Annotated in this window: 27 protein-coding genes; 3 read left to right on the forward strand and 24 right to left on the reverse strand. The window is 63.4% G+C overall.

Annotated elements, in window-relative coordinates:
- Nucleotides 1-10: 10 nt before the first annotated feature.
- From fabV to IB261_RS19750, 3 genes are all read right to left on the reverse strand, one after another.
- Nucleotides 11-1,207, reverse strand: coding sequence for an enoyl-ACP reductase FabV (gene fabV, locus IB261_RS19740; protein WP_192295069.1), 1,197 nt, complete (start codon nt 1,205-1,207; stop codon nt 11-13).
- 215 nt (nt 1,208-1,422) lie between these two features.
- Nucleotides 1,423-2,352 (reverse strand): electron transfer flavoprotein subunit alpha/FixB family protein, encoded by a 930-nt coding sequence (locus IB261_RS19745; protein ID WP_045211570.1) that lies wholly within the window; start codon nt 2,350-2,352, stop codon nt 1,423-1,425.
- Nucleotides 2,352-3,101, reverse strand: a complete 750-nt coding sequence (locus tag IB261_RS19750; RefSeq protein ID WP_026078867.1) for an electron transfer flavoprotein subunit beta/FixA family protein — start codon at nt 3,099-3,101, stop codon at nt 2,352-2,354. Before IB261_RS19750 ends, IB261_RS19745 begins: the two co-directional genes overlap by 1 nt.
- Before the next feature lie 343 nt (nt 3,102-3,444).
- On the opposite strand from IB261_RS19750, the gene IB261_RS19755 reads away from it, so the two are divergent.
- A complete protein-coding gene (locus IB261_RS19755) occupies nt 3,445-5,100 on the forward strand; it encodes an electron transfer flavoprotein-ubiquinone oxidoreductase (RefSeq protein WP_081519488.1) in 1,656 nt (551 codons plus the stop codon).
- A 107-nt stretch (nt 5,101-5,207) separates the two neighbouring features.
- Here IB261_RS19755 and IB261_RS19760 read toward each other — a convergent pair whose 3' ends face one another.
- From IB261_RS19760 to IB261_RS19780, 5 genes are all read right to left on the reverse strand, one after another.
- Nucleotides 5,208-5,786 carry a DUF1285 domain-containing protein gene (locus IB261_RS19760; protein WP_192381317.1) on the reverse strand — a complete coding sequence of 193 codons (579 nt, stop codon included), beginning with the start codon at nt 5,784-5,786 and terminating at the stop codon, nt 5,208-5,210.
- Nucleotides 5,783-6,394 (reverse strand): DUF4823 domain-containing protein, encoded by a 612-nt coding sequence (locus IB261_RS19765; RefSeq protein ID WP_081519486.1) that lies wholly within the window; start codon nt 6,392-6,394, stop codon nt 5,783-5,785. The genes IB261_RS19760 and IB261_RS19765 overlap by 4 nt, the downstream gene beginning before the upstream one ends.
- Nucleotides 6,395-6,458: 64 nt before the next feature.
- Nucleotides 6,459-7,352, reverse strand: coding sequence for a radical SAM protein (locus tag IB261_RS19770; protein ID WP_192381316.1), 894 nt, complete (start codon nt 7,350-7,352; stop codon nt 6,459-6,461).
- Between the two features lie 25 nt (nt 7,353-7,377).
- Nucleotides 7,378-8,346, reverse strand: coding sequence for a GTP 3',8-cyclase MoaA (locus tag IB261_RS19775; protein WP_192381315.1), 969 nt, complete (start codon nt 8,344-8,346; stop codon nt 7,378-7,380).
- Nucleotides 8,347-8,440: 94 nt separating this feature from the next.
- On the reverse strand, nt 8,441-9,079 hold the full coding sequence (locus IB261_RS19780) for a TetR/AcrR family transcriptional regulator (protein WP_045211585.1): 639 nt from the start codon (nt 9,077-9,079) through the stop codon (nt 8,441-8,443).
- An 84-nt stretch (nt 9,080-9,163) separates the two neighbouring features.
- Between IB261_RS19780 and IB261_RS19785 the strand changes: the two genes are divergently transcribed.
- A complete protein-coding gene (locus tag IB261_RS19785; RefSeq protein WP_192381314.1) occupies nt 9,164-10,297 on the forward strand; it encodes an aminotransferase class V-fold PLP-dependent enzyme in 1,134 nt (377 codons plus the stop codon).
- Between the two features lie 280 nt (nt 10,298-10,577).
- On the opposite strand, the gene IB261_RS19790 is transcribed toward IB261_RS19785, so the two are convergent.
- From IB261_RS19790 to IB261_RS19850, 13 genes are all read right to left on the reverse strand, one after another.
- Complete coding sequence (locus IB261_RS19790) at nt 10,578-11,354, reverse strand: TatD family hydrolase (protein WP_151187730.1); 777 nt, start codon at nt 11,352-11,354, stop codon at nt 10,578-10,580.
- A gap of 74 nt (nt 11,355-11,428) precedes the next feature.
- The gene (locus IB261_RS19795; protein ID WP_009621447.1) at nt 11,429-11,785 is read right to left on the reverse strand and encodes a PilZ domain-containing protein; all 357 of its coding nucleotides are present in this window, start codon (nt 11,783-11,785) and stop codon (nt 11,429-11,431) included.
- A 36-nt stretch (nt 11,786-11,821) separates the two neighbouring features.
- Nucleotides 11,822-12,808 carry a DNA polymerase III subunit delta' gene (locus IB261_RS19800; protein ID WP_151187731.1) on the reverse strand — a complete coding sequence of 329 codons (987 nt, stop codon included), beginning with the start codon at nt 12,806-12,808 and terminating at the stop codon, nt 11,822-11,824.
- Nucleotides 12,801-13,433 (reverse strand): dTMP kinase, encoded by a 633-nt coding sequence (gene tmk, locus IB261_RS19805; protein ID WP_151187732.1) that lies wholly within the window; start codon nt 13,431-13,433, stop codon nt 12,801-12,803. Before tmk ends, IB261_RS19800 begins: the two co-directional genes overlap by 8 nt.
- A gap of 25 nt (nt 13,434-13,458) precedes the next feature.
- Nucleotides 13,459-14,553: an endolytic transglycosylase MltG gene (gene mltG, locus IB261_RS19810; protein ID WP_192381453.1), complete on the reverse strand. Its 1,095-nt coding sequence runs from the start codon at nt 14,551-14,553 to the stop codon at nt 13,459-13,461.
- A gap of 6 nt (nt 14,554-14,559) precedes the next feature.
- The gene (gene pabC, locus IB261_RS19815) at nt 14,560-15,375 is read right to left on the reverse strand and encodes an aminodeoxychorismate lyase (protein ID WP_192381313.1); all 816 of its coding nucleotides are present in this window, start codon (nt 15,373-15,375) and stop codon (nt 14,560-14,562) included.
- Entirely contained in the window at nt 15,375-16,619 is a 1,245-nt protein-coding gene (gene fabF, locus IB261_RS19820) for a beta-ketoacyl-ACP synthase II (protein WP_081519477.1), read from the reverse strand. Before fabF ends, pabC begins: the two co-directional genes overlap by 1 nt.
- Nucleotides 16,620-16,737: 118 nt before the next feature.
- A complete protein-coding gene (gene acpP / locus IB261_RS19825) occupies nt 16,738-16,974 on the reverse strand; it encodes an acyl carrier protein (protein ID WP_015477931.1) in 237 nt (78 codons plus the stop codon).
- A 192-nt stretch (nt 16,975-17,166) separates the two neighbouring features.
- Entirely contained in the window at nt 17,167-17,910 is a 744-nt protein-coding gene (gene fabG, locus IB261_RS19830) for a 3-oxoacyl-ACP reductase FabG (RefSeq protein ID WP_037014455.1), read from the reverse strand.
- A gap of 14 nt (nt 17,911-17,924) precedes the next feature.
- On the reverse strand, nt 17,925-18,863 hold the full coding sequence (gene fabD / locus IB261_RS19835; protein ID WP_192381312.1) for an ACP S-malonyltransferase: 939 nt from the start codon (nt 18,861-18,863) through the stop codon (nt 17,925-17,927).
- Between the two features lie 104 nt (nt 18,864-18,967).
- The gene (gene plsX / locus IB261_RS19840; protein ID WP_081519475.1) at nt 18,968-19,975 is read right to left on the reverse strand and encodes a phosphate acyltransferase PlsX; all 1,008 of its coding nucleotides are present in this window, start codon (nt 19,973-19,975) and stop codon (nt 18,968-18,970) included.
- A 3-nt stretch (nt 19,976-19,978) separates the two neighbouring features.
- A complete protein-coding gene (rpmF, locus tag IB261_RS19845) occupies nt 19,979-20,161 on the reverse strand; it encodes a 50S ribosomal protein L32 (RefSeq protein WP_009621425.1) in 183 nt (60 codons plus the stop codon).
- Between the two features lie 13 nt (nt 20,162-20,174).
- Nucleotides 20,175-20,705 carry a YceD family protein gene (locus IB261_RS19850; RefSeq protein WP_045211618.1) on the reverse strand — a complete coding sequence of 177 codons (531 nt, stop codon included), beginning with the start codon at nt 20,703-20,705 and terminating at the stop codon, nt 20,175-20,177.
- A 112-nt stretch (nt 20,706-20,817) separates the two neighbouring features.
- On the opposite strand from IB261_RS19850, the gene IB261_RS19855 reads away from it, so the two are divergent.
- Nucleotides 20,818-21,396, forward strand: coding sequence for a Maf family protein (locus IB261_RS19855; protein WP_192381311.1), 579 nt, complete (start codon nt 20,818-20,820; stop codon nt 21,394-21,396).
- 70 nt (nt 21,397-21,466) lie between these two features.
- Here IB261_RS19855 and sppA read toward each other — a convergent pair whose 3' ends face one another.
- Genes sppA through rluC form a run of 3 tightly spaced genes read right to left on the reverse strand, consistent with a single transcriptional unit; the run spans nt 21,467 to nt 24,097 of the window.
- On the reverse strand, nt 21,467-22,462 hold the full coding sequence (sppA, locus tag IB261_RS19860; protein WP_081519472.1) for a signal peptide peptidase SppA: 996 nt from the start codon (nt 22,460-22,462) through the stop codon (nt 21,467-21,469).
- Complete coding sequence (locus IB261_RS19865) at nt 22,462-23,148, reverse strand: HAD-IA family hydrolase (protein WP_081519471.1); 687 nt, start codon at nt 23,146-23,148, stop codon at nt 22,462-22,464. The genes sppA and IB261_RS19865 overlap by 1 nt, the downstream gene beginning before the upstream one ends.
- A complete protein-coding gene (rluC, locus tag IB261_RS19870) occupies nt 23,141-24,097 on the reverse strand; it encodes a 23S rRNA pseudouridine(955/2504/2580) synthase RluC (RefSeq protein ID WP_081519470.1) in 957 nt (318 codons plus the stop codon). Before rluC ends, IB261_RS19865 begins: the two co-directional genes overlap by 8 nt.
- Between the last annotated feature and the right edge of the window lie 95 nt (nt 24,098-24,192).

Consider the following 24,192-nt stretch of genomic DNA (forward strand, 5'->3'; position numbering starts at 1 on the left):
TGGGGCAAACTCAGAGCTGGATCAGATTCGGAATCTGCACGTCCGGATTGACGTCCTGCTCGTAGTCCACGCCAGCGATCTCGAAGCCGAAGAGTCGCAGGAACTCGGACTTGTAGCCGGTGAAGTCGGTCAGCTGGTACAGGTTCTCGTTGGTCACCTTGTTCCACAGGTCCTTCACGGTGTCCTGCACATCCGGCTGCAGTTCCTTGTAGTCGGCGCGCAGGCGACCATCGGCGTCCAGGTGCGGTTCAGCACCGTACAGGCTCTCACGGAACAGGCCGTCGACCTGCTCGATGCAACCTTCGTGGGTGCCCTTCTCCTTCATCACCTTGAACAGCAGCGACAGGTACAGCGGCATCATCGGGATGGCCGAACTGGCCTGGGTGACCACGGCCTTCAGCACCGAAACACGGGCGTCGCCACCGGTGACGGCCAGCTTCTCGCGAATGCCCAGGACCTTCTGGTCCAGGTCCTTCTTGGCGGCGCCGATGGAGCCGTTCCAATACAGGTCGTGGGTGATCTCTTCGCCCAGGTAGGTGAAAGCGGTGGTCTTGGCGCCGTCGGCCAGCACACCGGCCTCCTGCAGGGCGTCGATCCACATCTGCCAGTCCTCACCCCCCATTACCGCCACGGTGTTGGCGATTTCCTCAGGCGTCGCCGGCTCCATCACGCTTTCCTTGATCACTTCCTTGTCGGTGTCCAGACCACGGAAGTTGACGGCCTTGCCCACCGGCTTGAGCACGGAGTTGAATACCTCGCCGGTCTTCGGGTGGGTACGGCGCGGAGCGGCCAGGCTATAGACGACCAGGTCGACCTTGCCCAGGTCCTGCTTGATGGTGTCGATGGTGACTTTCTTCACTTCATCGGAGAAGGCGTCGCCGTTGATGCTGCGCGCATACAGGCCCTTGGCCTTGGCGAACTTCTCGAAGGCAGCGGAGTTGTACCAGCCGGCAGTGCCCGCCTTGGTCTCGCTGCCGGGACGCTCGAAGAACACGCCCAGGGTGTCGGCGCCGGCGCCAAAGGCGGCGCTGATGCGCGCGGCCAGGCCGTAGCCGGTGGAGGAACCGATGACCAGGACCTTCTTCGGACCGTTGGCGATGGGGCCGTGCGCCTCGACGTACTCGATCTGTTCCTTGACGTTGGCTTCACAGCCGGTCGGGTGGGTAGTGACGCAGATGAAGCCACGCACGCGCGGTTTGATGATCATGAAAACCTCGGTAGCCAGGTGTCGATTGAACACATTCAGGAACTGGAGACGTCGCGCATTGTAGATGAGACACCTTCGCCGGTGGACTTCTCGGCAAAGATTCGTGACCAATGGGTCATCGGCGCAGCAGAACGCTCATTTCCCGAGAAAAATCAGGGACCTGAAATGAAAGAACCCGCCACGGAGGGCGGGTTCCTTCAACAAGCGGATCGGGCTCAGATGGCCTTTTCCAGCTCCGGTACGGCTTCGAACAGGTCGGCGACCAGGCCGTAGTCGGCAACCTGGAAGATCGGCGCCTCTTCGTCCTTGTTGATCGCAACGATCACTTTCGAGTCCTTCATACCCGCCAGGTGCTGGATGGCGCCGGAGATACCGACGGCCACGTACAGCTGCGGAGCGACGATCTTGCCGGTCTGGCCGACCTGCATGTCGTTCGGCACGAAGCCGGCGTCAACGGCAGCGCGGGAAGCGCCGACGGCAGCGCCCAGCTTGTCAGCCAGGGAGTAGAGGATGCTGAAGTTGTCGCCATTGCCCATGCCACGGCCGCCGGAAACGACGATCTTGGCAGCGGTCAGTTCCGGACGGTCGGACTTGGCCAGTTCTTCGCCCACGAAGGCGGACTTGCCGGCATCGGCCGGGCCGGAAACGGCTTCAACAGCGGCGGAGCCACCTTCGGCAGCAACGGCGTCGAAGCCGGTGCCACGCACGGTGATGACCTTGACGGCGGCCGAGGATTGCACGGTAGCGATGGCGTTACCGGCATAGATCGGACGCTTGAAGGTGTCGGCGCTGACCACTTCGATGATCTCGGAGATCTGGTCGACGTCCAGCAGAGCGGCGACGCGCGGCAGGAAGTTCTTGCCGTTGGTGGTGGCGGCGGCCAGCACGTGGCTGTAACCCTTGCCGAGCTCAGCGATCAGCGGAGCGACGTTCTCCGGCAGCTGGTGAGCGTAGGCAGCGTTGTCGGCGACCAGCACCTTGGAAACACCGGCGATCTTGGCAGCGGCTTCAGCCACGCCACCGACGTTCTGGCCAGCGACCAGGACAGCGATGTCACCACCGATCTTCTGCGCGGCAGCGACAGTGTTCAGAGTGGCAGCGCCCAGTGCGCCGTTGTTGTGCTCAGCGATTACCAGGATAGCCATCAGATTACTTTCGCCTCGTTCTTCAGTTTCTCGACCAGTTCGGCAACGGACTTGACCTTGATGCCAGCGCTACGGGCAGCCGGAGCTTCGACTTTCACGGTCTTCACGGTGGAAGCGGTGGAAACGCCCAGGGCGTCCGGGGTCACCACGTCCAGCGGCTTCTTCTTCGCCTTCATGATGTTCGGCAGCGACGCGTAGCGCGGCTCGTTCAGGCGCAGGTCGGTGGTGACGATTGCCGGCAGGTTCAGGGCAACGGTCTGCAGGCCGCCGTCGATTTCACGGGTGACGTTGACCTTGTCGCCAGCAACTTCGACCTTGGAGGCGAAGGTGCCCTGGGCGTAGCCGGTCAGCGCAGCCAGCATCTGGCCGGTCTGGTTGTTGTCGCTGTCGATGGCCTGCTTGCCGAGGATGACCAGCTGCGGCTGCTCTTTGTCGACGAGGGCTTTCAGCGACTTGGCGATGGCCAGGGAGCTCAGTTCTTCGTTGGTTTCAACGAGGATGGCGCGATCAGCACCCAGAGCCAGCGCGGTACGCAGTTGCTCCTGGGCAGCGGTCGGGCCGACGGAGACCGCAACGATCTCGGTGACGACGCCTTTCTCTTTCAGGCGTACGGCCTCTTCCACGGCGATTTCGCAGAAGGGGTTCATGGACATCTTGACGTTGGCGAGATCGACGCCGGAGTTGTCCGCCTTGACGCGGACCTTGACGTTATAGTCAACCACTCGTTTGACAGCTACAAGAACCTTCATGGATTCCTCGTTTTTCTCCGGTGAATAGGAATGTCGCCAGACAGGCCTGGCCGGTAGTGCACGCCATCTGCGACTACATCCAGCGCAACGCGACCGCAAAACCGCAGGTATCTTGACTGCATCGACCGGGCGGGTCAATACACGAAAATACCCCTTCATAAGCCGCGGACCCCGATTCTATCAGGGTTACACGCGATTCAAACAAACGTTTGTATTGCGTTCGATAAAGGGTTTAGATATAGCAACAGGTCTAGCTATAATGCGCCCCGCTCTTACTGGGTGGGGGCACGCCCATCCCAATACCTACAAAATACCCAGAGCCTTGATTCAGGAGAGATCGATAGTGGAACGCGAATTTATGGAATTCGACGTCGTCATCGTCGGCGCCGGCCCTGCCGGTCTGTCCGCCGCATGCCGACTGAAACAGAAGGCCGCCGACGCGGGTCAGGAAATCAGCGTCTGTGTGGTCGAGAAGGGTTCCGAAGTGGGCGCCCACATCCTCTCGGGCGCCGTGTTCGAGCCCCGCGCGCTGAACGAGCTGTTCCCCAACTGGAAGGAGCTCGAAGCGCCGCTCAACACCCCCGTCAAGCGCGACGACATCTATGTGCTCAAGAGCCCGGAAGCAGCGGCCAAGGTGCCGAACTTCTTCGTGCCCAAGACCATGCACAACGAAGGCAACTACATCATCTCCCTGGGCAACCTGTGCCGCTGGCTGGCCCAGCAGGCCGAAGGCCTGGGCGTCGAGATCTACCCGGGCTTCGCCGCCCAGGAAGCGCTGATCGACGAGAATGGCGTGGTGCGCGGCATTGTCACCGGTGACCTGGGCGTCGACCGCGAAGGCAATCCGAAAGAGGGTTACTACACCCCGGGCATGGAACTGCGCGCCAAGTACACCCTGTTCGCCGAAGGCTGCCGGGGCCACATCGGTAAACAGCTGATCAAGAAGTACAAGCTCGACAGCGAAGCCGACGCCCAGCACTACGGCATCGGCATCAAGGAAATCTGGGACATCGACCCGTCCAAGCACGAGCAGGGCCTGGTGGTGCACACCGCCGGCTGGCCGCTGAACGACGACAACCCGGGCGGCTCCTTCCTTTATCACCTGGAAAACAACCAGGTGGTGGTCGGCCTGATCATCGACCTGTCCTACACTAACCCGCACCTGTCGCCGTTCGACGAATTCCAGCGCTACAAGCACCATCCGGTGATCAAGCAGTACCTGGAAGGCGGCAAGCGCGTGGCCTACGGCGCTCGCGCCATCTGCAAGGGCGGCCTGAACTCGCTGCCGAAGATGGTCTTCCCCGGCGGCGCGCTGATCGGTTGCGACCTCGGCACCCTGAACTTCGCCAAGATCAAGGGCAGCCACACCGCCATGAAGTCCGGCATGCTGGCCGCCGATTCCGTGGCCGAAGCCCTGTTCGCCGGCCGCGAAGGCGGCGACGTGCTGAACAACTACGTCGATGCCTTCAAGGGCAGCTGGCTGTACGACGAACTGTTCCGCAGCCGTAACTTCGGCGCGGCGATGCACAAGTTCGGCGCCATCGGTGGTGGTGCGTTCAACTTCATCGACCAGAACATCTTTGGCGGCAAGCTTCCGTTCACCCTGCACGATACGACGCCGGACTACGCGACCCTGAAGAAGGCCAGCGAAGCGCCGAAGATCGACTATCCGAAGCCGGACGGCAAACTCAGCTTCGACAAGCTGTCCTCGGTGTTCCTGTCCAACACCAACCACGAGGAAGACCAGCCGATCCACCTGAAGCTGACCGACCCGAACACCCCGATCGCGAAGAACCTGCCGCTCTACGACGAGCCCGCGCAGCGTTACTGCCCGGCTGGCGTGTACGAAGTGGTGAGCAACGACGACGGCAGCAAGCGCTTCCAGATCAACGCCCAGAACTGCGTGCACTGCAAGACCTGCGACATCAAGGACCCGGCCCAGAACATCACCTGGGTGGCCCCCGAGGGCACCGGCGGTCCGAACTACCCCAACATGTAATTGAGTTGGCGGTAACGAAAAAGGCTCCCTCGGGAGCCTTTTTTGCAAGTTCGAAAAAGTTGTAGCGAAGCCGAAATCGAACTACCGGCCGCGTTCAGACCGCCAGGTCACGGCTGCGGCGCAATAGGGAAGAATTCCCCCGAACTCCAGACACCTAGCCAGTCAACACCGTCGATCTCGCGGGGAACCGCCAGTTCCACCAGCTGGTAGAACACGTTGCGGTGGATCAGCGCTTCCAGGTTCACCCGCACCAGCACATAGGGCGACGGTTCCTGAGTCTGCGGGTCCAGCTCGACCCGGATCGGGTGCTCGGCGTCGGCCACCACTTCGTCCTCGACGTTGGTGGTGAAGCGCAGCACCTGCTGCTCCCCCTCCCCTTCGACCGCCAGGGTGACCGCGACGAAAGGCGCGTCATCGACGGTGATCCCGCACTTCTCCACCGGAGTAACCAGGAAATAGTCGTCGCCATCGCGGCGGATGATGGTGGAGAACAGCCGCACCATCGGCTTGCGGCCGATCGGCGTGCCCAGGTAGTACCAGGTGCCGTCGCGGGCGATGCGCATGTCGATATCGCCGCAGCAATCGGGGTTCCACAGATGCACCGGCGGCAGCCCCTTGTCCTTGCTGGCGGGAATCTGCGCCAGCAGGTTGCCGGCCCGGTCCGATTGAGTCTGTGGATCAGTCATTGGTACTCCTCTCGCGTCTTCACCCCCAGCAGGCTGCGGGCATAGTCTTCCAGCGGTCGCCCGATCAGGTCCTCGGGGCTGGCGTCATAGAATGTCAGAAAACCGCCGCGGCTGCGGATAGTCGCACTGTCTACCAGGTAGCGGTTGTCGGTCTCGATCAGCATCACCTGGATCACGCTGCGGTCGCGGCCCACGGCGTTATCGGTGTCTTCGTACTGCTCGTAGGTTCCGGCATTGTCCTCCCCACGGGCGAAGCGCGTATACAGCAGATAATTGGCGCCTGCCGCGCGCGCCTCCTGCATGGCGCCCTCGAGCCCCAGCGGGCTCTTGGCCCGGCGTACCAGCGGGAAGTACTGGACGAAGCCCTGGAACGCCTCCTCCGCCACCACGTTGGGCCGCGCGTAGGGATGGCCGGGCGGCACGAACGGGCCCTGGGCGATATAGATGAAGGAGTCCTGCTGCAGGCGCCAGTTCGAGGTGCGGCGGGTCTGGCTGTGATCGAGGAAGCCCGCGTCGCGCAGGTAGTAATCGGTGCCGTCGGCCAGGTCGTTGGGGCTCATGCAGCCGCCCAGGGCGGCGAAGGCAAGGATCAGTATCAGTTGGCGCATGCAAGGTCTCCGGAGCCGGCGACGAAAAACCGGCATTCGGAAAGGCAATGCAGCTTCCGCGCCATCACAGGCCGCGCTGCCATTCCTGGCGCAGACGCGCACGCTGGGGCTGCTCGATGGCCTCCCGAACCTGGGCAAGCAATCTTGCCTTGTCCGCCCCCAGCGTGCCCTTGAGCACCAGGTAGTTGGACGCGTGGTCGCTGCGGAACACCGTGTCGCGCAGCTCCAGCGCGCTCAGCAGGCGCTCGATCTCGACGAACAGCTCGGCCTGCGACAATGGCTGGAAGTCCGGGAAGCCGGCGCGGTAGCGCTCTTCGCCAGTGGGAAAGCTGACAACCAAAGTTGAGAGGAACTCCGGTTGCGCTTCGTTCATCAGGCGCGCCGAGTTGTCGGCGTGCTGGGCACTCAGCGTGCTGCCGCCCAGGCCGTTGAGGATCATCACCGAGCGGGTGATCCCCGCCTCGCCCAGCTTCCGCAGGGCATCGAGCGTGGAGGCATAGGTCTCGCCCTTGTTCACCCACGCCAGCACTTCGTCGTCGCCGGACTCGGCGCCCACATAGGCCATGCGCAGGCCGGCGTCGGCCAGTTCCTTCAGCTCCTCCACCGACTTCTTGCGCAGGTTGCGCGGCAGGCAGTAGCTGGAGACGCGGTCCACCTCGGGCATGTGCTCACGGATCGCGCGGAGGATGTTGAGCAGGCGCCGCGTCGGCAGCACCAGCGCATCGCCATCGGCGAGGAACACCCGCTGCACGATCAGGCGCTCGCCACAGCGGCGAATCTCCTCCAGCACTTCGGCCTCGTCACGGGCGCGGAATTTCTTCTGCGGCTGGGTGTACATCTCGCAGAAACCACACTGGTTCCACGAACAACCGTTGGTGACCGGAAGAATGAGCGAGTTCGCCTCGCTCGGCGGCCGGAAGACCGGCTCGATATAGGAAATGGGGAATTCGTTGGGCATGGGCTAATCAGGTCTGGGGGCGGTCTCAGCCGCCGATGATCTTCATGATGGTGACGCCGCCGGAGAAGGCGACTTCCTGCTTGTCCGCCAGGGCGCGCACCAGCAGCCGCTGCAGGGCCGGCAGCGCCTGGTGGCGCGGCTTGTCCAGCAGGTCGCCGACGTAATGACGATTGCTCGACGACAGGCAGCCATGCAGCCAGCCGGTGGAGGACAGGCGCAGGCGCGAACAGGTCCGGCAGAACGGCACGCTCTCGTTGGCGATCACGCCGAAGAAGCCCTGCCCCGGCACCTCATAGCGCAGCGCAGTGGCATCCACCGGCGCATCTGCCTGGATGTAGGGGTGACGCTCGCCAATCAGCTCGAGCAGCTCGGCCATGCCGATGAACTGCTGGTTGAAGCCGTTCGGATCGCGAGCCAGGTGACCCATGCGCATCAGCTCGATGAAGCGCAGCTCGAAGCCATGCTCCAGGCAGTAGTCCAGCAGCGGCACCACCTGGTCGAGGTTCTGCCCGCGCAGGGGCACCATGTTGAGCTTGATCTTCAGGCCCGCAGCGCGAGCCTCGTCGAGCCCCTTGAGCACGGTGGCAAGATCACCGCCACGGGCGATGCGCCGGAAGGCGTCGGCATCCAGGGTATCGAGGGACACATTGAGGCGGCGGATGCCGCAATCGAGCAACAGCGGCAGCTTCTTCGACAGCAGCTGGCCGTTGGTGGTGAGGGCGATATCCCGCAGGCCGAGGCGGCTGACGCCGTGCAGGAAGGCATCCAGTTTCGGGCTGACCAGCGGTTCGCCGCCGGTGACCCGCAGCCGCTCGATGCCGGCGGCCTCGATCAGGTAAGCGACGCCCCGCACCAGCGATTCGGCGGAGAGTTCATCCTGCGCGGCGACCAGACGCTTGCCGTCCGGCACACAGTAGGTGCAGGCGTAGTTGCATGCGGCGGTCAAGCTGACCCGCAAGTTGCGGAAGCGCCTGCCCTGGCGGTCGACGATCATGCTCGGCTCCGGTGGGAATCACTCATGCAAGTATATCCCCACCCTCACCACAAGCCCTGTCGCAACTGCGACGATGGGCCATCTGAATGGCGACTCAGGCGGCCGGCGTATCGCCGTCGCGCTTGCGCTTGTTGCCCATGCGCACGCCGATGTCCATGAGGAACTGGAAGAAGCCCTCCTGGTCCTCCAGCACTTCGCGCCAGAACGGCGAGTGGTACAGCGCCACGGCGCCATGCACCAGCGCCCAGGCCGCGCAGTAGTGGAAGTAGGCCGGCACGTCTTCCAGCTTGCCCGCCGCGATGCGTTCCTTGATCAGCTGGCTCAGGCGCTCGAAGTTGGATTCGCGGATCTTGTGCAGCTCCTCGACCATCTCCGGGACCTGGCTGGTCTTCACCACCTTTTCTTCGAGGCGGTCGAACAGGCGGTAGCGCTGCGGGTCACGCATGCGGAACTCGAAGTAGGCGCGCGACAGGCGCTCCTTGTCGCGGGCGACGTCTTCGGAGTGGAACAGGTCGGCCAGATCGCGCTCGTAGTCCAGCATCAGGCGCAGGTAGATCTCCGCCTTGGACTTGAAGTGCTTGTAGATGGTGCCTTTGCCGATACCCACGGCATCGGCGATCATTTCGACCGTGACACTGTCTTCGCCCTGCTCAAGGAACAGCTTGAGGGCGGTGTCGAGGATTTCCTGTTCGCGACGACGGAATTCGCGAACCTTGCGTGGCTCTTTCTGCATAAAAAGACTGTTCGGTCAAAAATAGTCAAAATTCGAAGCCGCGTATTATGCCTATTCAGCGCCAAATTGCACGGATCATCCGACATGATTAGCTTTTCTTCCGAGTTTCCCCATCAAACCGGCCTGCGCTACCTGAACCACGCGGCGGTCGCCCCCTGGCCCAAACGGGCCGCAGACGCCGTTGCCGCCTTCGCCCGGGAGAACATCCTGCAGGGCGCCCGCGACTACCCGCAGTGGCTGACCATCGAGAAGCGCCTGCGCGAGCGCCTGATGCGCCTGGTGAACGCCCAGACCACCGGCGACATCGCACTGGTGAAGAACACCTCCGAGGCGCTGTCGTTCGTCGCCTTCGGCCTGGACTGGCGTGCCGGCGACCAGGTGGTGATCAGCGACCAGGAATTCCCCTCCAACCGTATCGTCTGGGAAGCGCTGAAGCCGCGCGGCGTGGAAGTCATCCAGGTAAGCCTGGACGGCGATGACCCGGAAGGCGACTTGCTCGCCGCCTGCACCCCACGCACACGCCTGCTCTCGATCAGCGCGGTGCAATACGCCAGTGGCCTGCGCATGGACCTGGAGCGCCTCGGCGCCGGCTGCCGCCAGCGCGGCGTACTGTATTGCATCGATGCCATCCAGCAGCTTGGTGCCCTGCCCTTCGACGTCCAGGCCTATGACTGCGCCTTCGCCATGGCCGACGGCCACAAGTGGATGCTCGGCCCGGAAGGCCTGGGTGTGTTCTATTGCCGCGCCGCCGAGCGCGAGCAACTGGCGCTGCAGGAATACGGCTGGCACATGCTGGAAAACGCCGGCAACTACGACCTCGCCGACTGGCAGCCGGCCCGCAGCGCGCGGCGCTTCGAGTGCGGCAGCCCGAACATGCTCGGCGCGGTGGCGCTGGAGGCCAGCCTGAGCCTGCTAGAGGAAGTCGGCATGCCAACGGTGGGTGAGTTGGTGCAGGCGCGCGTCCAGCAACTGCACGACGGCCTGGGCCGCATCGACGGCGCCTCGCTGCACAGCCCGCTGCACCCGGTTCGTCGCGCCGGCATCCTGACCTTCAGCCTCGCTGGCTGGGACAACACCCGCCTGCTGGAGCGCCTGCGCGCCGAACAGGTGGTGTGCATCCAGCGTGGCGCCGGTATCCGCTTCTCGCCACACTTCTACACCAGCGAGGCGATCATCGAGGAAACCCTGGGGCTGATCGGGGCTCTGGCGGCACAATGACGCAGGCGCGACCGAGAAAACTGCTCAGCCCGGTGTGATGTATTCCAAATCCGTTTAAAAAACACCGGGCACCCTGTGGCAGTCGCCGCATCTTGGCCAATACTTGTAGATACCGGTGCGCGGCATCTCCCCCCAAGTGCCCCGCCGGTGAAGGTACCGAGGATCGCGTACCTTATTGTTACACTCCTAATGGTCTTGACCCGGATTCATCCCCCAGAACCCGGGTTTTTTTTGCGCGCAGGAAATGTATCCGCGCCAGGACAATTCGACGTCAAGACGATCAGGTAGCGAGCGGGAACAACCGGCGGAAGTTGGCGGTGGTCTGCTCGGCCAGGGTCTCGAAGCTCACCCCACGCAGTACGGCCAGGTACTCGGCGACCTCGCGCACATACTCGGGCAGGTTCGGCTTGCCGCGGTGAGGCACCGGCGCGAGATAGGGCGAATCGGTTTCCACCAGCAGGCGATCCACCGGCACCTGGCGGGCCACTTCGCGCAGCTGCTCGGCATTGCGGAAGGTGACGATGCCCGACAGCGAGATGTAGAAGCCGATATCCAGCGCCGCCTTGGCCATCTCCCAGTCTTCGGTGAAGCAGTGCAGCACGCCGGCCTGCGGCAGCGCTGCCTCGCGCAGCAGCGCCAGGGTGTCGGCGCGGGCTTCGCGGGTATGCACGATGACCGGCTTGCCGGTGACCTTGGCGGCCTCCAGGTGCAGGCGGAAGGCTTCCTGCTGCAGCTCGGCGGCTTCGGGCTCGTAGTGATAATCCAGGCCGGTCTCGCCGATGGCCACCACGCGCGGGTGGTTCAGCTCGCCCAGCAGCCAGTCCAGCGCCGGCGCGGCGCCGGGCTCCAGGTCCAGCGGGTGGACGCCTACCGAGCAGTGCACGTCGGCATAGCGATCGGCCAGGTCCTTCACTGCCCGGGCATTGTCCGCGCTCACGCCGATGCACAGGAACTGGCTGACGCCACGCGCGCGGGCGGCGTCCAGCGCGGCATCCAGCGACCCATCGTGGGCGGCGAGATCGAGGCGATCGAGGTGGCAGTGGGAATCGACCAGCATGAAAACACTCTCCGAGAAATGACGAAGCGCCCATGCGGGCGCTTCGTGGTTGCAGCCTGTAAAGCTTGCAAATTCTACATGGTATGGGTCGGGCGGTCCGACTTCAGCGCACCGGCGAGGTAGGTCTCGATCTTGTTGCGCGCAGTATTGTCGCCATCGTTGAACTGCACGCCAATACCGGCGGCGCGGTTGCCCTGGGCGCCCTTCGGAGTGATCCAGACCACCTTGCCGGCGACCGGGATCTTCTCCGGCTCATCCATCAGGTTGAGCAGCATGAAGACCTCATCGCCCAGCTTGTAGGTCTTGTTGGTCGGAATGAACAGCCCACCATTGCGGATGAACGGCATGTAGGCGGCATACAGCACGGATTTGTCCTTGATGGTCAGGGACAGGATTCCGTTACGCGGACCCAGATTTGGTGGCAAGCTCATTCAGCTGTCCTGGCAGATTTTTCCGATGGCCGGATTCTAGCCCGGCCCGGGCAGACTTGCCCACTGTACGAGCAAGGCTTCGAGAAGCAAGGCACGGTTGAGGTTGGCTTTATTGAGGACTTTCTGCCGTTGCAGCAGCAGCCAGTCCTGCATCGCCAGCACCTTGGGCTGTGTCGATTTCTCGGCGAGATACTGCACGACCTTGCGCATGTCCGCGAGCCCGAGACCCTCTTCGTCGCGGGCCAACTGGTAGCGCAGCATCAGCAGCGCCCAGTCGCAGAACCAGTCGAACAGCAGCGGCAAGGGTACGCCATTCAGGCTTTCCGCCAGTTGACTGGGCGCAACCTGCTGCTTGAGCAGCTTCTTCACGCCCTCCACCACCTGAGCGCGCTGCTCGCGCACACCCTGGCCCTGCAGGCGCTGAGCGGTCAGCGGCGAGCCACCGGCCAGCACCAGGAGCTCGTCCAGCGCCTCCGGCGACTCGTCCGGCAACGCACTGGCCAGCCAGGCACGCGCCTGCACGGCCGTCGGCTGCGGGCAGGCCTGCTGCACGCAGCGGCTCTTGATGGTCGGCAGCAGACGGCTGGGCTGGTGACTGATCAGCAGCAGCACGGTATTGCCCGAGGGCTCTTCCAGGCTCTTGAGCAGCGCGTTGGCGGCGTTGAGGTTCATCGCCTCGGCCGGCTCCAGCAGTACCACTTTGCGACCGCCGAGCTGCGCGGTCTGCACCACGAAGTTCACCAGTTCGCGGACCTGGTCGACGCGGATCGGCTTCTCCGCCTCTTCCGGCTCCAGCAGGAAATAATCCGGATGGGTGCCGGCCGCCAGCAACTGGCAGGCCTTGCATTGACCACAGGCCTTGCCGCCTTCAGGGCGCTGGCAGAGCAGGAAATGCACGAAGTTTTCCGCCAGCACACGCTTGCCGATGCCGGCCGGGCCATGCAGCAGATAGGCATGGGCATGTTGCGGACGGCTGCTGAGCTGCTGCCAGAGGCCCTGCTGCCAGGGGTAGATGTCAGCCATTGAGGCGCTCCAGCAAGGCCGGCAGCAGCTTGTCCAGGTCGCGCTGTACCTCGGCCAGCGACTGCGCGGCATCGAGGATGTGATAGCGCCCCGGTTCGGCGTGGGCGCGCCCCAGATAGGTGTTGCGCACCGCCTCGAAGAAGGCGCGGCCTTCCTGCTCGAAGCGATCCAGGCGCCCCCGGGCGGCGGCGCGGGACAGGCCGATTTCCACCGGCAGGTCGAAGACCAGAGTCAGGTCCGGGCGCAGGCCGCCCTGGACGAAGCTTTCCAGTTGCGCGATGCGTTCTACTGGCAGGCCGCGACCGCCGCCCTGGTAGGCATAGGTGGCGTCGGTGAAGCGATCGCAGAGCACCACGGCGCCGCGCTCGAGTGCCGGGCGGATCACCTGGGCTATGTGCTGCGCACGGGCAGCGAAGACCAGCAACAGCTCGGTATCCACCGCCATCTGTTCATCGCTGGGGTCCAGCAGCAGCTCGCGGATGCGCTCGGCCAGCGGCGTGCCGCCGGGCTCGCGGGTCAGCTGGACCTCGATGCCGCGCTCGCGCAGGCGCTCGGCCAGGTACTCGCGGTTGGTGCTCTTGCCCGCGCCTTCGGGGCCTTCCAGGGTGATGAACAGGCCGGTCACTCGGCTCACTCCTTGTGTTATCGGGCTACTGCGCTGCAGGAGAATCTGCAGCGGGAGCGTCTGCATCCGGCGTCTGCGCCGGCAGCGGGACGGGCGCCGGACTGGAACGGTAGTCGGCGCGACGCTTGATCTGGAACTCCTGGACGGCCTTGTTGTGGTCGTCCAGGTTGTCGGAGAAGGTATGGCTGCCGTCGCCGCGGGCGACGAAGTACAGGCTCTGCCCCGCTACCGGGTTGAGTGCGGCATGAATGGCCTCGCGGCCGGGCAGCGCGATGGGCGTCGGCGGCAGACCGGCGACCACGTAGGTGTTGTAAGGCGTCGGCGTGCGCAGGTCGGCGCGGGTGATCCTGCCGGCGTAGCGCTCGCCCATGCCATAGATGACAGTCGGGTCGGTCTGCAGCAGCATGTTCTTCTGCAGGCGGCGCACGAAGACGCCGGCAATCTGGCCGCGCTCCTGAGGCACGCCGGTTTCCTTCTCCACCAGCGAAGCCATGATCAGCGCCTGGTAGGAATCCTTGTAGGGCAGCTCCTGCGCGCGCTTGTCCCACTCCTCCGCCAGGATGCTGTCCATGCGCTGGTAGGCGTGCTTGAGGATGTCGACGTCCTTGGTGCCGCGGACGAAGCGGTAGGTATCGGGGAAGAAGCGGCCTTCCGGGAAGACACCGGACTTGCCCAGCTTCGCCATGACCTCGGCATCGCTGAGGCCATTCAGGGTCTGTTCCAGCTTGGGCTGACGGGCAAGTAGCTCGCGCACCTGGCGGAAGTTCCAGCCCTCGACCAGGGTCAGGCCGTACTGCACCACATCGCCTTCGCGCCACAGATCGAGCAACTGGGCGGCGGTCATGCCGGGCGTCAGGCGGTATTCGCCGCTGTGCAGCGCCTCACCGGCCAGGTTGAAGCGCCAGTACAGACGCAGCCAGAAGCCGCCGTGCAGGACGTCTTCGTCCTCCAGGCGGGTCAGCAGGCGGCCAGGGGTGGCGCCGCTGGGAGCATCAAGCAGACGCTCTTCGGTGAGCTGGAGCGGCTGCTGCAGCGCACGGTGCTGCTCCCAGGCCGCCAGGCCCAGCACGAGCCCGGCCAGCAGCAGGCCGCCTTCCAGCAGCACCAGCAATTTGCGCATCACGTATCAGGAATCCAGAAGTTCGCGGAGTTGGCCCTGCAGTTTACGGGTCAGCGGCCCGACCGGCCAAGCGTGCTCGGCCATGCCGCGCACCGGCCAGATACCGTAGAGACTGTTGCAGAGAAAGACCTCATCGGCCTGCGCCAGTTCGCCGTGCTCTACATCACGGACGATGACCGGCAACCCCAGATCGCTGGCGCGCTCGATGATTTCGGCACGCATCACACCAGCGACGCCGCAGCGGCAGAGCTCGGCGGTGATCAGTGCGCCCTGCTTCACCAGGAACAGGTTGCTGAACACGCCCTCGACGATCCGCCCGGAAACATCGCACATCAATCCTTCTGCGAAGGCCGGGTCGCTCCACTCGGCGCGAGCCAGGACCTGCTCCAGGCGATTGAGGTGCTTGAGGCCGGCGAGCAGTGGTTGCTCAGCCAGTCGAGTGGCGCAGGGGAAGAGCGTGACGCCCTGCTCACGGTTCTTCGCCGGGTAGGTCGGCGCGGGCGAGGCCAGCAGCAAACGGCGCACCTGGGCATCGGCCTGCGGCGCATAGCCGCGCGCGCCTTCGCCACGGGTCAGCATCAGCTTGGCAACGCCATCGCCGAGCAAGGCGGAAAAACGCAGGAGTTCGTCTTCGACGAGATCGAGAGAGACTGGAAGGGACAGGCGTCGAACGCCTTCCTCCAGCCTCGCCCGATGGCGTACCAGCAGGCGCGGACGGCCTGCGGACACGCGAATGGTCTCGAACAGCCCGTCACCGTAGGCCAGCCCGCGATCACGCACGGACAGGGCCTCGGCGCTCTGGCCGTCGATCCAGCTCAGCATCAGCCGTGGAACCGGCGGAATACCAGGGAGCCGTTGGTGCCACCGAAGCCGAAGGAGTTGGACAGGGCGACGTCGATCGGACGCTCCTTGGCCTGATGGGCGACCAGGTCGAGGTCGCAGCCTTCGCTGGGGTTGTCCAGGTTGATAGTTGGCGGAGCCACCTGATCACGCAGCGCGAGCACGCAGAAGATCGCCTCGACCGCGCCGGCAGCACCCAGCAGGTGACCGGTCATGGACTTGGTGGAGCTCATCGACAACTGGTAGGCGTGGTCGCCGAAGATCGACTTCACCGCGGCAATTTCCGCGATGTCGCCGGCCGGCGTCGAGGTGCCATGGGCGTTGATGTAGTCGACCTGCTCGGGGTTCAGCCCGGCATCACGCAGCGCGGCTTTCATGCACCGGGCAGCGCCGGCGCCGTCTTCCGGCGGAGCGGTCATGTGGAAGGCGTCGCCGCTCATGCCGAAGCCAACGACTTCAGCGTAAATGCGCGCACCACGAGCCTTGGCGTGCTCCAGCTCTTCCAGCACCAGTGCGCCGGCGCCGTCGGAGAGCACGAAGCCGTCACGGTCCTGGTCCCACGGACGGCTGGCCCTGGTCGGCTCGTCGTTGCGGGTGGACAGCGCGCGAGCGGCGCCGAAGCCACCCAGACCAAGACCACAGGCCGCCATCTCGGACCCGCCGGCCACCATCACGTCAGCGTCACCGTAGGCGATGTTGCGCGCGGCCATGCCGATATTGTGGGTGCCGGTGGTGCAGGCGGTGGTAATGGCGTAATTGGGGCCCTGCAGACCGAGGTTGATCGACAGGAACCCGGAAACCATGTTGATGACCGAGCCGGGCACGAAGAACGGCGAGATGCGCCGCGGGCCCTGCTCGAACAGAGAACGACAGGTGTTTTCGATGTTGGTCAGACCGCCGATGCCAGAACCGATGGCAACGCCGATGCGCTCCCGGTTGGCGTCGGTGACTTCCAGGCCGGAATCACGCACCGCCTGATAGCTGGCGGCCAGACCGTACTGGATGAACAGGTCGAGTTTGCGAGCTTCCTTGGCGGACATGTATTGCTCGACGTCGAACCCTTTCACCGAGCCGCCGAAACGGGTGGCAAAGGCGGACAGGTCCATGTGTTCGATCGGGGCGATACCGCTGCGCCCGGCGAGAATGCCTTCCCAACTGCTCGGCACATCCACACCCAGGGGCGACAACATACCCATGCCAGTGATGACTACGCGTCTACGCGACACTGTGACTTCCTCTCATGTGTTTCACGGCAATAACGCCGGCTGATGCCGGCGTTAAAGAAAAGCCGCACGCCTTTGCAGGCCGTGCGGCTTCTTTCGTCGGGGAACCGACGACTACGTCTTATGCCTGGTGGGCAACGATGTAGTCGATGGCTTCCTGAACGGTGGTGATCTTTTCGGCTTGCTCGTCGGGGATTTCGGTCTCGAATTCCTCTTCCAGAGCCATCACCAGCTCAACGGTGTCAAGGGAGTCGGCGCCCAGGTCTTCGACGAAGGAAGCGCTGTTGGTGACTTCTTCTTCCTTAACGCCGAGTTGCTCAGCAACGATCTTCTTGACGCGTTCTTCGATGGTGCTCATACCTTGTTTTCACTCCTATGGACAATCCGTACAGCTGGGCTGCGGGTAAGTGTATAGAAAGGGTTTTCTGCATTTCAAGCTGAACGCTGACGCCCCTTCGCGGCAACCCAGATGCTCTGTCTATTCCAGCGTTACGACGCTTGGATGATTTTAGACAGCGCATATGACATCGCCACGAAGCAACTCGTCACATCAGCTCATGTACATTCCGCCATTCACCGGTACCGTGGCACCCGTAACATAAGCTGCGCCCTCGGAAGCGAGGAATGCTACCACTTTGGCGATCTCTTCGGCTTGCCCCAGTCGACCCAGCGGAATCTGGCCGAGCAGCGCTTCACGCTGGGCCTCCGGCAGTTCGCGAGTCATGTCGGTGTCGATGAAGCCCGGAGCAACCGCGTTGACAGTGATAGCACGGGAACCGACTTCGCGCGCCAGGGCGCGGGTGAAGCCTTCCAGGCCGGCCTTGGCGGCGGCGTAGTTGGTCTGCCCGGCGTTGCCCATGGCACCGACGACGGAGCCGATATTGATGATGCGACCCCAGCGTGCCTTGGTCATGCCGCGCAGGACGGCTTTCGACAGACGGTACAGGCTGTTGAGGTTGGTGTTGACCACATCGAACCACTCATCGTCTTTCATGCGCATCAGCAGGTTATCGCGGGTGATGCCTGCGTTATTGACGACGATAGCCGGCGCGCCGGATTCTTTCTGGATGGCTTCGACAACGGCGGTCACGGACTCGTCGTTGGAGACGTCCAGGACCATGCCCGAACCCTGGATGCCGTTTTCCTTGAGGTACTCGGAAATTTTCTGCGCGCCGGACTCGCTGGTGGCAGTGCCCACCACGGTAGCGCCCATACGACCCAGTTCCAGTGCGATGGCCTGGCCAATACCACGGCTCGCGCCAGTAACCAGGGCAACCTTACCTTGCAGACTCATGCCTTATCTCCTGTTCAAGCCAGAGCCGCGCGGGCTGCGCCGAAGGCGTCCGCGGAATCCAGGTTGTGGGTCGTCACGCCCTTGGCGCAACGCTTGTTCAAACCAGCCAGCACCTTGCCAGGGCCGCACTCGACCAGGTCGGTGACGCCTTTCTCGGCCAGCAGCTGCACGCTTTCGACCCAGCGGACCGGGCTGTAGAGCTGTGCCAGCAGGTCGCGCTTGAGCGCGACAAGATCGACCGGGACCTGGGCGGTAACGTTCTGCACCAGGGCGATTTGTGGCATCTGCCACTGGACGGCTTCGACAGCCTCGGCAAAACGCTCGGCAGCCGGGCGCATCAGCTCGCAGTGCGACGGCACGCTGACCGGCAGCGCGACAGCACGCTTGGCGCCACGAGCCTTGCACGCCTCAATGGCGCGCTCTACGGCCTTGGCCGCACCAGCGATCACCACCTGGCCGGGCGCGTTGAAGTTCACGGCACTGACCACTTCGCCCTGAGCCGCTTCAGCGCAGGCGGCGAGCACGTCAGCGTCTTCGAGACCGAGAATGGCGGCCATGCCACCAGTGCCGGCAGGAACAGCTTCCTGCATCAGCTGGCCACGGCGCTCGACCAGCTTCACCGCATCGGCGAAGGCCAGGCTGCCAGCAGCGACCAGCGCGGAGTACTCACCCAGGCTGTGGCCGGCGACGTAAGCCGGCTGCACGCCACCTTCGGACTGCCACAGGCGCCACAGGGCGATGGAGACAGTGAGGATGGCAGGCTGGGTCTTGTCGGTCTGGTTCAGGCGCTCTTCCGGGCCGTCCTGCACGAGAGCCCAGAGGTCATAACCCAGCGCGGAGGAGGCTTCGGCGAAGGTATCGCGCACGATGGCGTGTTGAGCGCCCAGCTCGGCAAGCATGCCGAGCGACTGCGAGCCTTGACCGGGGAATACGAAGGCGAGGGATGCGGACATTGCAACAGGTCCCTTTTGTCTGTGTCGTCAAATGGATAACGCCGGCGAGAGCCTGGCGCATTGAACTGACAGTTGGATGACGGTCTGACGACCGCGGTCACACATTAGAGCAGATGTTCCAGACGGCCATGCAGCCGCTGGGGCAGATTCTCGCGAACTTCCAGCAGCGCGCGCCGCAATGCGCTCTGGATGCCCTCCTCCTTCGCACTGCCGTGACTCTTCACCACGATGCCCTGCAAACCGAGGAAACTCGCGCCATTGTGCTGTGACGGCGTGAGGTCGCCACGCAGCCGGCGCAGGAAAGGCATCGCCATCAGGCCGACCGCCTTGGCCGGCAGGCTGGAGCTGAACAATTCTTCCAGGCGCGCCGCGACCATAGCCGCCAAACCCTCGCTGGATTTGAGCAGGATATTGCCGACGAAACCGTCGCACACCACTACATCTGCCAGCCCGCGATACAGGCCGTCGCCTTCGATATAGCCGATGTAGTTCAAACCCTGCGCCTGCTGCAGCAGACTGGCCGCCAGTTTCACCTGCTGGTTACCCTTGATGTCTTCGGTGCCGACATTCAACAACGCTACACGCGGATTGCTCTTGCCCAGCGCTTCCGCAGCCACAGCCCCCATGACGGCGAACTGATAAAGGTGCTCGGCACTGCAATCGACATTGGCGCCCAGGTCGAGCAGATGGCAGTGGCCGGTCTGCGTCGGCACGGCTGTCACCATCGCCGGGCGGTCGATGCCGGGCAACGTCTTGAGCAGGTAACGGGATAGCGCCATCAACGCACCGGTATTACCGGCACTGACGCAGGCATGAGCCTTGCCATCACGAACCAGTTCGAGGGCAACACGCATGGAGGAATCGGGCTTGCCACGCAACGCCTGGGACGGACGCTCGTCCATCGTGACGATTTCGCTGGCGTGATGGATATGAAGACGCTGGCGCTCGACCGGAGAAAGGCCGCGCAGGTGTTCTTCTATCAGAGGAGCTTGGCCGACGAGGACCAGCTGGAGGGAAGCATATTCGGCCAGAAAGGAAATGCAGGCCGGAACAATGCAGTGGGGACCGTAGTCCCCACCCATTGCATCAATCGCGATGATTGGTGCGGACAAAGATTACTCGTCAGAGCCTTTGTCTACGACCTTGCGGCCGCGATAGAAACCGTCCGGGGAGACGTGGTGGCGCAGGTGAACTTCACCGGTGCTCTTTTCCACGGACAGAGCGTTCGCGTCCAGGGCATCGTGCGAACGACGCATGTCACGAGCGGAACGGGATTTTTTGTTCTGCTGAACAGCCATGATTGATTAACTCCTAAACGTTTGGGTCACGCTTCAACTGCGCCAGTACGCTGAACGGATTGGGCCGTTCTTCGACGTTCTCGCTCGGTTCGGGCGCTGTAGCGTATCCCACCGGCTGCTGGCAATCCTCAGGGTCATGGACCGGCACGATGGGCAAGGCGAGCAGCAACTCGTCCTCAGCCAGCGAGGTCAGGTCGATGGGGTCATCCCCCACTTCCAACGCATCGTAGCCACTGGGCAGATCATCGATCGACTTGCCTTCCGGGATGATGACGTAATCGTACTCACCACCCACATGGAATTTGGCCGGCTCGAGACAGCGCTGGCATACCATGCTCACCTCGCCATTGAGCTCGACGTGCATGACCGCCAGCTTCTGCTGATCACGGAAGAAGGAAAACTTCGCGTGAACATCGCCATCACTGCTGGTCAGTTGCTCGCTGAGACGTGCCATCTTGGCGATCGGCAGCACACCCTCGAGAGTGGCGGCGCGCTCTACCAATTTGCGCGGATCAACGTGAGGTGGTATCGGTCCATTCAACATAAGCGCGCCATTATAGGGATGCACCCGAAGCTGTCAAAGGAAATTAGCCATAAACCGCTGTATGGACAGCCCTTTTCGCTAGAATCGCAGTGACGCTCCGAAGGAATTCCCCATGTTACCCCTGATCCTCGCTTCCAGCTCGCCCTACCGCCGCGAATTGCTGCAGCGCCTGCGCCTGCCGTTCGAATGCGCCAGCCCCGACATCGATGAAACCCCACTGCCCGGCGAGAGCGCCGAACAACTGGTGCGTCGACTGGCGGAATGCAAGGCTCGCGCCCTGGCCCAGCGCTACCCCGCCCACCTGATCATCGGCTCAGACCAGGCCGCAGTTAACGGCAGCCGGATTCTCGGTAAACCGCACGACATCGCGCGCGCGACGGAGCAACTGAAGGACGCCAGCGGCAAGAGCGTCAGCTTCCTCACCGGACTCTGCCTGCTCAACAGCCAGAGCGGTGAAGCCCGAATCGACTGCATTCCCTTCACCGTGCACTTCCGCGACCTCGACGAAGCACGCATTCGCCGCTACCTGGAGGCCGAACAACCCTTCGATTGCGCCGGCAGCTTCAAGGCCGAAGGCCTGGGCGTCAGCCTGTTCCGCGCCACCGAAGGCGAAGACGCCACCAGCCTGATCGGCCTGCCGCTTATTCGCCTGGTGGATATGCTGCTTGCCGAACAGGTAAAAATCCCCTGACCTGGAAAGCCTGAAACGAAAAGGCCCGGCAATCGCCGAGCCTTTTCCTTCCTTATATAAGGAAGCGCACTCAGCGCAGGACCGGACCCTGCCAGCCCATCCACATCGCCATGCGCTCGGCGACGCTCGCGCCCAGCTTCTTGGTGAAGCGGTCGAAGGCCGTTTCCTGGACGGTGTAGTCGACGATCTCCTTCTCCTTGATGATCTCCCGCGCCACGTAGCTGGAACTGCCCAGACCATCGATCAGGCCCAGTTGCAGCGCCTGCTCGCCAGACCAGATCAGGCCGGAAAACAGCTCGGGATGATCCTTGTCCTTCAGGCGATCGCCGCGCCCCTTCTTCACCACATCGATGAACTGCTTGTGAGTGGTATCCAGCACCTGCTGCCAGAAAGCGGTTTCATCCGCCTTCTGCGGCTGGAACGGATCAAGGAAGGCCTTGTGCTCACCCGAGGTATAGATACGACGATCCACGCCCAGCTTCTCCATGGTGCCGACGAAGCCGAAAGTCGCCGCCGTCACACCGATGGAACCGACCAGACTGGCCTTGTCGGCGTAGATCTCATCGGCCGCACTGGCGATGTAATAGGCACCGGAAGCCCCCAGATCGCTGATGACCGCGTAGACCTTGATATCCGGATGCTCACCGCGCAGGCGCTTGATTTCATCGTAGATATAGCCGGACTGCACCGGACTGCCGCCCGGACTATTGATACGCAGAACGATACCCTTGGTGCCGGCATCCTCGAACGCGGAACGCAGCGCGCCAACGATATTGTCGGCACTGGCAGGCTCGTTGTCGGCAATCATGCCTTTCACCTCGATCAGCGCCGTATGGCTGGCACTGCGTGAGGCAGACTTGGACAAGCCACTGAAAGGGCTGAACAGCGCCAACGCACCGAACAGATAAACGAAAGTCAGCAACTTGAAGAAGATACCCCAGCGACGCGACCGGCGCTGCTCCTGGACACCGGCCAGCACAGCCTTCTCCAGCAACTTCCAGCTCTTGTCATCACCTGCCGTGGCTTGCGCAGCCTTGCTATCGTCCGCCTTCCATTCATCCGACATCAGTTGCCTACCTCGAGCAGCGGTTTGACCGAGCGCCCGGCGAGCCAGGCGCGCAATTCATTGAAATGATTCACTTCCAGCGCCGGAGCATACTCCCGAAGGATCTCCAGCGACTGAGCACCATAGCCCACCGCCACCGAATCCATGCCGGCGCGGCGCGCCATTTCCAGATCGAAAGGCGAATCACCCACCATCAGCGCATCACGCGCGTCGGCCCGGCAATGCTCGAGAATCTCGTGCAGCATGCGCGGGTCCGGCTTGCTCGCCGATTCATCGGCGGCGCGGGTGATATCGAAGAAATCCGTCCAGCCCTGCCCCGCCAGCACGCGATCCAGCCCGCGGCGATTCTTGCCGGTAGCGACCGCCAACTGGTAACCGGCGCTGCGAAATTCCGCCATCGCCTCAGCCACGCCCGGGAACAGCGGCGAAGGCTGCACTTCCAGGCTCAGGTAGTGGTTACCGTAATCAAGCCGGAAGCGATCCAGCGGCTCGCCATCCTCTACCTCCGGGTACAGCGTCTGGATAGCTTCCGGCAGGCCCAGGCCGATGATGCCCTTGATAGCCTCATCGCTGCGTTCCGGAAGGCCGGAACCAACTGCCGCCACCCGCATCGCCTCGACGATACGACCAATGGAATCCACCAGCGTGCCATCCCAATCGAAGATCAGCAGGGAATACTCACGCATCCAGGCGCTCCACGGTGCGCAGCCAGACTTCGTCCACCGGCGCTTCCAGCTCCAGCACACCACCATCAGGCAGCGGTACGCGCAGATAGGCCGAGTGCAGGAACAGGCGCTTGCCGCCCAGCTCGCGGATTTCACGGGAGAAATCTTCGTCGCCGTACTTGGGATCACCGGCAATGGAGTGGCCGGCGTGCTTGGCATGCACACGGATCTGGTGGGTACGCCCGGTGATCGGACGCGCCTCGACCAGAGTGGCGAAGTCACCGAAGCGGCGCAGCACCTTGAACTCGGTCAGCGCTTCCTTGCCTTCGGGATTCACCTCGACCACACGCTCACCCGAGCGCAGGTTGTTCTTCAGCAGCGGCACGGCGATCTGCTTCTTCGCCGCCGGCCAGTTACCGCGCACCAAGGCGTGGTAGCGCTTGTCCACGATGCGCTCGCCACGCAGGGCGTCGTGCAGATGGCGCAGCATGCTGCGCTTCTTGGCGATCATCAGCAGACCGGAAGTATCGCGATCCAGGCGGTGCACCAGCTCCAGGTCCTTGCACTCCGGACGCAACTGGCGGAAGGCCTCGATGACCCCGTAGTTCAGACCGCTGCCGCCATGCACGGCAATACCGGTGGGCTTGTTCACCACGATCAGCGCCTTGTCTTCGTAGACGATGGCGGCTTCCAGACGCTCCAGCAGGCCCTGGGCCAGCGGCACCGGCTCGTCGCGCTCGGCCAGGCGCAGCGGCGGAACACGTATCACGTCGCCGGCCTGCAGCTTGTACTCGGGCTTGATCCGGCCCTTGTTGACCCGCACCTCACCCTTGCGAAGGATGCGGTAGATCAGGGTCTTGGGCACGCCCTTGAGCTGGGTACGGAGGAAATTGTCGATTCGTTGGCCGGCATACTCCGGCGCGACTTCAAGCAGCTGAACGCCGGAAGTCGGAGGGGCGGGATTCGTCATCCGGATATAATAACAATTTTTCATTCAATTGAAGCACTTAATCATTGCTGCTATATTCGGGAGGCCGCCAAAAGTGGCCAGGCCTGCGGATGATC

The organism is Pseudomonas sp. PDM20, assembly GCF_014852575.3.
GTDB lineage: Bacteria > Pseudomonadota > Gammaproteobacteria > Pseudomonadales > Pseudomonadaceae > Pseudomonas.

What these genes read in the sequence shown, in the direction of transcription:
- fabV (WP_192295069.1), bottom strand. Translation starts at nt 1,207, where the DNA reads ATGATCATCAAACCGCGCGTGCGTGGCTTCATCTGCGTCACTACCCAC.
- IB261_RS19745 (WP_045211570.1), bottom strand. Translation starts at nt 2,352, where the DNA reads ATGGCTATCCTGGTAATCGCTGAGCACAACAACGGCGCACTGGGCGCT.
- IB261_RS19750 (WP_026078867.1), bottom strand. Translation starts at nt 3,101, where the DNA reads ATGAAGGTTCTTGTAGCTGTCAAACGAGTGGTTGACTATAACGTCAAG.
- IB261_RS19760 (WP_192381317.1), bottom strand. Translation starts at nt 5,786, where the DNA reads ATGACTGATCCACAGACTCAATCGGACCGGGCCGGCAACCTGCTGGCG.
- IB261_RS19765 (WP_081519486.1), bottom strand. Translation starts at nt 6,394, where the DNA reads ATGCGCCAACTGATACTGATCCTTGCCTTCGCCGCCCTGGGCGGCTGC.
- IB261_RS19770 (WP_192381316.1), bottom strand. Translation starts at nt 7,352, where the DNA reads ATGCCCAACGAATTCCCCATTTCCTATATCGAGCCGGTCTTCCGGCCG.
- IB261_RS19775 (WP_192381315.1), bottom strand. Translation starts at nt 8,346, where the DNA reads ATGATCGTCGACCGCCAGGGCAGGCGCTTCCGCAACTTGCGGGTCAGC.
- IB261_RS19780 (WP_045211585.1), bottom strand. Translation starts at nt 9,079, where the DNA reads ATGCAGAAAGAGCCACGCAAGGTTCGCGAATTCCGTCGTCGCGAACAG.
- IB261_RS19785 (WP_192381314.1), top strand. Translation starts at nt 9,164, where the DNA reads ATGATTAGCTTTTCTTCCGAGTTTCCCCATCAAACCGGCCTGCGCTAC.
- IB261_RS19790 (WP_151187730.1), bottom strand. Translation starts at nt 11,354, where the DNA reads ATGCTGGTCGATTCCCACTGCCACCTCGATCGCCTCGATCTCGCCGCC.
- IB261_RS19795 (WP_009621447.1), bottom strand. Translation starts at nt 11,785, where the DNA reads ATGAGCTTGCCACCAAATCTGGGTCCGCGTAACGGAATCCTGTCCCTG.
- IB261_RS19800 (WP_151187731.1), bottom strand. Translation starts at nt 12,808, where the DNA reads ATGGCTGACATCTACCCCTGGCAGCAGGGCCTCTGGCAGCAGCTCAGC.
- mltG (WP_192381453.1), bottom strand. Translation starts at nt 14,553, where the DNA reads ATGCGCAAATTGCTGGTGCTGCTGGAAGGCGGCCTGCTGCTGGCCGGG.
- pabC (WP_192381313.1), bottom strand. Translation starts at nt 15,375, where the DNA reads ATGCTGAGCTGGATCGACGGCCAGAGCGCCGAGGCCCTGTCCGTGCGT.
- acpP (WP_015477931.1), bottom strand. Translation starts at nt 16,974, where the DNA reads ATGAGCACCATCGAAGAACGCGTCAAGAAGATCGTTGCTGAGCAACTC.
- fabG (WP_037014455.1), bottom strand. Translation starts at nt 17,910, where the DNA reads ATGAGTCTGCAAGGTAAGGTTGCCCTGGTTACTGGCGCGAGCCGTGGT.
- fabD (WP_192381312.1), bottom strand. Translation starts at nt 18,863, where the DNA reads ATGTCCGCATCCCTCGCCTTCGTATTCCCCGGTCAAGGCTCGCAGTCG.
- rpmF (WP_009621425.1), bottom strand. Translation starts at nt 20,161, where the DNA reads ATGGCTGTTCAGCAGAACAAAAAATCCCGTTCCGCTCGTGACATGCGT.
- IB261_RS19850 (WP_045211618.1), bottom strand. Translation starts at nt 20,705, where the DNA reads ATGTTGAATGGACCGATACCACCTCACGTTGATCCGCGCAAATTGGTA.
- IB261_RS19855 (WP_192381311.1), top strand. Translation starts at nt 20,818, where the DNA reads ATGTTACCCCTGATCCTCGCTTCCAGCTCGCCCTACCGCCGCGAATTG.
- sppA (WP_081519472.1), bottom strand. Translation starts at nt 22,462, where the DNA reads ATGTCGGATGAATGGAAGGCGGACGATAGCAAGGCTGCGCAAGCCACG.
- IB261_RS19865 (WP_081519471.1), bottom strand. Translation starts at nt 23,148, where the DNA reads ATGCGTGAGTATTCCCTGCTGATCTTCGATTGGGATGGCACGCTGGTG.
- rluC (WP_081519470.1), bottom strand. Translation starts at nt 24,097, where the DNA reads ATGACGAATCCCGCCCCTCCGACTTCCGGCGTTCAGCTGCTTGAAGTC.